The sequence below is a fragment of the Kitasatospora saccharophila genome, assembly GCF_039529925.1.
GTDB lineage: Bacteria > Actinomycetota > Actinomycetes > Streptomycetales > Streptomycetaceae > Kitasatospora > Kitasatospora saccharophila.
In genome coordinates this window covers 1-4711 of the sequence record NZ_BAAANS010000132.1, presented here as the reverse complement: position 1 = coordinate 4711, position 4711 = coordinate 1, and the positions used below count along the sequence as shown (strand labels likewise).

The window sequence follows — 4711 nt, the reverse complement described above, 5'->3', positions numbered from 1 at the left end:
GATCCACGGCTTGTTGCTCACACCATCACGAACAGGCGAATCGTCACATCAGTCACGCCCACCAGTAGCGATCACCAAGATCGTGTTACGAGTTCTTAGGAGAAAACCGTGAGCCAGTCGTCCTCGAACCCGCAGCCCCAGTCCTCGTCCTCGTCCGAATCAACCTTGCCGCAGCGTTGGGCCCTGATCTTTCAGATCGCTGCATTCATCGGCCTGATCGCCGGCGCTCTGACCTATGCCGGGATGGAGCGTCCCAGCCTGGCTGGCGCACTGCTGGCGTCCATGAGCGCTGCGGGAGTGGCCCTGCCTGTGGTGAACAAGCTGATCGCTTAACCCCCTCTGCTGGTGCCGACCGGTGCTGGCAATGGCCCCGCCATATGCCGTTTTGTGGCTCGATCTGCGCCGGCGCGTTCGGGTTCATGCGCACCGAGCCCGATTCGGTGAACCCAGAGACAAGGGTGGACGGACCTCGACACGTCCACATCAGACTGGGGAGGGGGAAGGTTTCCTGATTGCCAAGGCCCCCGCCTGCACTAATTCAGTCACTTAAAGTTACGATTCATTGCTTTTAGTGATTGCCGCGCCAGTGTTCCACAGCCCTGTCGGTTAGCCGGGCAGCCCCTTCAAGGGCTTCTTCTACCGTTCTGAACCTGCGACAGAAGCTGTCCGGCCAAGCCTCCAAGCATCCGGTCGGACCGCTTCTGCCCCGCGAAGTCCACCTACAACAAAAGGAAGATCTTCATGACCGAGTCTACGAACAAGCACGCCGATCGCTCCATGGCCAAGTCCGACCGACAGCCCAGCTGGACCAGGCGACTCGCGCGCCAAGCGGTGGAAAACGCGATCAAGGGCGCCTCCACTACGGCAGGTACCGCCTGCATCAGCCTGATCGTGTGGTGGATCAAGCACCGATGACACAGTGGAGCCGGCCACCGGGCCGCCCGGTGGCCGGCTCCACACTACTGCCGAATCCTCTGACCGCGCACAGACCTGCCACACCGTGCGCTGTGGTCGTCCGTAACAGCCCTGCTGCGCCCGGATCCCGATTACGCCCACCGCATCCCGAGCTCGGTGAGGCGCTCGGCGCGGGTAGCGGGGATGGTGTCGTGGCGGCTTCGGCTGTTGGCGATGAACAGGCCAAGGCTGACATCCACCGTGGTGCCGTCTGCGAGCAGCAGGGCCTCCTTGTGCTTGCGGGGCACGTTCAGGTGGCCCTCCCGCTCGCGGTACTGGGCGGCAGCGGTGAGGTTCCGTTCCTCCTTCGCGGTGTGCGGGACCTTCGGGGTCGGCAGTTCTGCAGGCTCGAGCGGGGCCAGGCCGAGAACGTGTTCGCACGCCCACTGCTGGGCCGGGCCCAGTTTGTCCCAGCCGGCCTGCTGCGCCCGCGCCCAGGCGGACAGGTCCTCGCCGTGCACGACCACGGTCCCCGGCTTCGTGTCGGCCAGCTCGCCGCCGTCGGTGACGTGGCGCCAGGCGAGGGTGAAGCAGCGCTGCCACTCCACCGACCAGGCCGGGCACCAACCCGAGTCGATCGCGTCGACCGCCGCCTTCCGGTCGGCCGGGAACGTCCCCGTCCAGTCCAAGCCGGTCTCGCCAGCCTCGGCGCGGCGCTGGAGGGTCTCGGTGCGGCGCTGGGCGGTGCGCCAGTTCTTCAGGATCGTCCCGACGGGGCGCCCGTCCCACACGGCGTCGTTGGGCGGGCAGGCGTGGCCGTGCTCGGCCGCGTACCCGGCCACCGCGACCAGGTTGTCGGTGAAGGCGGTGTCGAACGCCGACCACACCATGCCGAGCGCGTCCAGCTCCGCGATGCGCTTGTCGTCCAGGATGGCGGCGGCCTTGTAGCGGCGCTGATCGGCGACCCAGGTGCCGAGGCGGTGTCCGGAGGGGGCGCGGTAGGCGTAGGGGACCTTGGCGTCGCCGAACGCCTTGCGGTAGGCGGCCAGTTCCTCCAGGCCGCGCCGGAACTCCTCGCGCTCGGGCTCCAGCACCCGGGTGCGGACGAACGCGGCGATCACCGCCGGGTCGCGCTCGCTGGAGAACGACAGGAGCCGCTCCTCGCCGCCGGCGGAGCGGGCCTCGTCCAGATCCCCGGAGTGCCGCGGCTCGCGTGCCGGGCGGGTCTCGGACTGCGGCAGGGCCAGGCGCTCGACGGCGGCCTCGTCGTGGGCCCGCAGCGCGAGGAGCACCTTCGCCAGGCCGTCGTAGGCCTTGGAGGTGAGCAGGTCCTCGCCGCTCTCCCCGGCGGCCAGCAGCACCGGCACCACGATCGTGGCGATCTTCCCGGAGTCGGGGGTGGTGCGCAGTGCCCGGCCGACGGCCTGGACCAGGTCCACCATCGAGCCGCGCACGTCCGCGAAGAACACGCTGTCGCACGCGAACGTGTCCACGCCCTCAGAGAGCGTCTTCACCGACGCGAGGACGTGCCGCAGCAGCCGCAGCCCGTCCGTGGGCCGTACCAGCTCTGTGAACTCCTCCAGCGCCGCCCGGCGCTGTGCCGGGGTGTGGTCGGCCTCCAGCCAGCTGGTGCCGACCAGCTCGGGGTTGGGGTGCAGCGCCGGGTCTTGCTCCCAGAGCGTCCGGGCGACGTCCGGGAGGCCGGTGCTCATCGCCCGCGCCTCCGCGACCAGGTGGTGGAAGGACAGGGTCCGGCTCAGGTCCCACTCCGCGCACGCGGACAGCAGAGCCGTCTGCAGCGCCGCCAACCGCGCCCCGCGGTACTCCACCGAGCGGACGTCCGCACCGCGCTGCTCCATGCCCTGCAGCACCGGGTCGGCGACGTCGACGCACACGATCCGGTACGGGGCGATCACGCCATCGGCGATGGCTTGCCCGAGCGGGTAGTCGTGGGCGACGGGGCCGAACAGCTCCTCGTCGTCCATGCTCGCGATCAGCTCGGCCGCCTCCACCCCGGCCTCGGCGGCCCGCTCCCGGTCGCCGTCCTTGAGCGCCCACACGCGCGGGGTGGCGGTCATGAACAAGCGGCGGTCGGCCACGATCCGGGCGTTGTCCAGCACCGCCGCCCACGGCCGCCCGGCCTGCCCCGACACCCGGTGCGCCTCGTCCACCACGGCGAGGGAGAAGGCCGGCAGGCCGAGCTGGTGCGCCTTCTCCAGGTGCCCGAGGCCCACGCTGGCGTACGTGGCGAACACGGTGACCCGCTTCAGCCCGGCGGTGAGCTTCACCAGCTCGGCCGGGTCGGTGGTACACCGCAGCCCCACGGGCTGCTCGTACCCGGTGAGCGAGCACAGCCCGACCATCCGCCCGCCGTGCCCCTCGCGCCGCCACACCGCCACCGTCTGCTCCAGCAGCGGCAGCGACGGCACCAGCACCAGCGTCCGCTCCGAGCGCAGCCGCTCGGCGATGTGAACGGCCGTCAGCGACTTCCCCGCGCCCGTCGCCGCCCGGAGCTGACACCGCAGACCCTGCGGCGGCACCAACCCCGACGCCGGAAGCGTCAGAAGTCGTACAGAGGCGTCAGCGGCCTCCACCTGATTACGGCGGGGCTTTTTCATCATGATTCCAATTTCCTTTCCCGGAATTGGAGGTGCCAGGAGGGAGGGCATCCGGCCGCTGTGGCGGCTCAGTCGACGACATGCTCCAGCGGAAGGTGATCCCGGTAGTGCTGCGACTCGAACCACTCCTCCTTGACGAAGACAGGACGCGTCAGCCGGACTCCTCCCACCTTCTGGTCCCGCAGCAGCACCCCCAGATCGGTCAGGGCGAGCGACCCGTCAGGGGTGAACAGGATCCAGTGCTCGTTCTCCGAGGCGTACTCCAGCAAGAACTCCTGCCCCCGCCCCGGATCACCCCCGCCCAGCGGCACACCGGCAAGGAACACCTGAGGCCCTGACACCGCATCCAGCGCCACGCAGGCAAGGCCGCCCGTCTCGGGGTCGTAGAACGCCTTCACCCCGTCAGCGAAGTCCTCCTGCCCGTACGGACCGCCCACGCGCGCCAAGGGCTCCTCGACGCCCAGCGCCTGTGCCACCTCGGCCGGAGACATCTCGAAGCGCAACGGCCCCACCCCGGCAGCCGCCACCAACCCCCAGGACTCCCGCTCATCAGCCCCGCCAAAATCGGAAACCAATTCCCACCGCCTGCAATGTCCCGCCCGCACCAGAATCCGATACCGGCTATCCGAAGGAGCCCTAGCCCTACCCGATCGCTCAAAGAACGTGCCAACAGAACCACGCTCCATTAACAGAGTCTAGCGGCACAGAATCTTTGATACAGGCGAACGGACGAAGCCCGCCCCCTCGCCACCCCAACGAGTGACCCCGCCATCCGACACGCCCCGCAACACCTCCCCACCTCCCCTGAACCCCACCGGGCCCACGGTGCGAAGCACCCACCAAACCCCCAGCCCCACCACCCCCCCAGCCCACCCACCCCAGCACGGGCCGAAGGCCCCCACCCTATTCACCATCAAACTCCGCCCAAAGCAGCAGAGTTGGCCCACCATCACCCACCCGAACCCGGCACCCGCGAACAGGCGAAGCCCGAACAGCCCGGCGAAGCCGGGCAGTCGGCGGCGAAGCCGACGAGCCACCCCGGGCGAAGCCCGGGGCCCGGCCGAAGGCCGCCAGTCCCGCCGCCGAAGGCGGCGCGCAGCGCCGAAGGCGCAAGCAACCCGGGCCGAAGGCCCGTGGTTACCCGGCGCAGCCGGGAAGTCGGAGGCCAAGCGGTCTTAGGAAGACAAATGTCTATCCCA

At 69.4% G+C, this 4711-nt stretch carries 4 protein-coding genes; 2 read left to right on the top strand and 2 right to left on the bottom strand.

Going from position 1 to position 4711, the window contains the following annotated elements:
* Nucleotides 1-108 precede the first annotated feature (108 nt).
* Nucleotides 109-333: a hypothetical protein gene (locus ABD345_RS39650; protein ID WP_344559654.1), complete on the top strand. Its 225-nt coding sequence runs from the start codon at nucleotides 109-111 to the stop codon at nucleotides 331-333.
* Between the two features lie 408 nt (nucleotides 334-741).
* A complete protein-coding gene (locus ABD345_RS39645; RefSeq protein WP_344559652.1) occupies nucleotides 742-915 on the top strand; it encodes a hypothetical protein in 174 nt (57 codons plus the stop codon).
* Nucleotides 916-1046: 131 nt separating this feature from the next.
* Here ABD345_RS39645 and ABD345_RS39640 read toward each other — a convergent pair whose 3' ends face one another.
* The gene (locus ABD345_RS39640) at nucleotides 1047-3512 is read right to left on the bottom strand and encodes a DEAD/DEAH box helicase (RefSeq protein ID WP_344559658.1); all 2466 of its coding nucleotides are present in this window, start codon (nucleotides 3510-3512) and stop codon (nucleotides 1047-1049) included.
* 68 nt (nucleotides 3513-3580) lie between these two features.
* On the bottom strand, nucleotides 3581-4024 hold the full coding sequence (locus ABD345_RS39635; RefSeq protein WP_344559656.1) for a hypothetical protein: 444 nt from the start codon (nucleotides 4022-4024) through the stop codon (nucleotides 3581-3583).
* Between the last annotated feature and the right edge of the window lie 687 nt (nucleotides 4025-4711).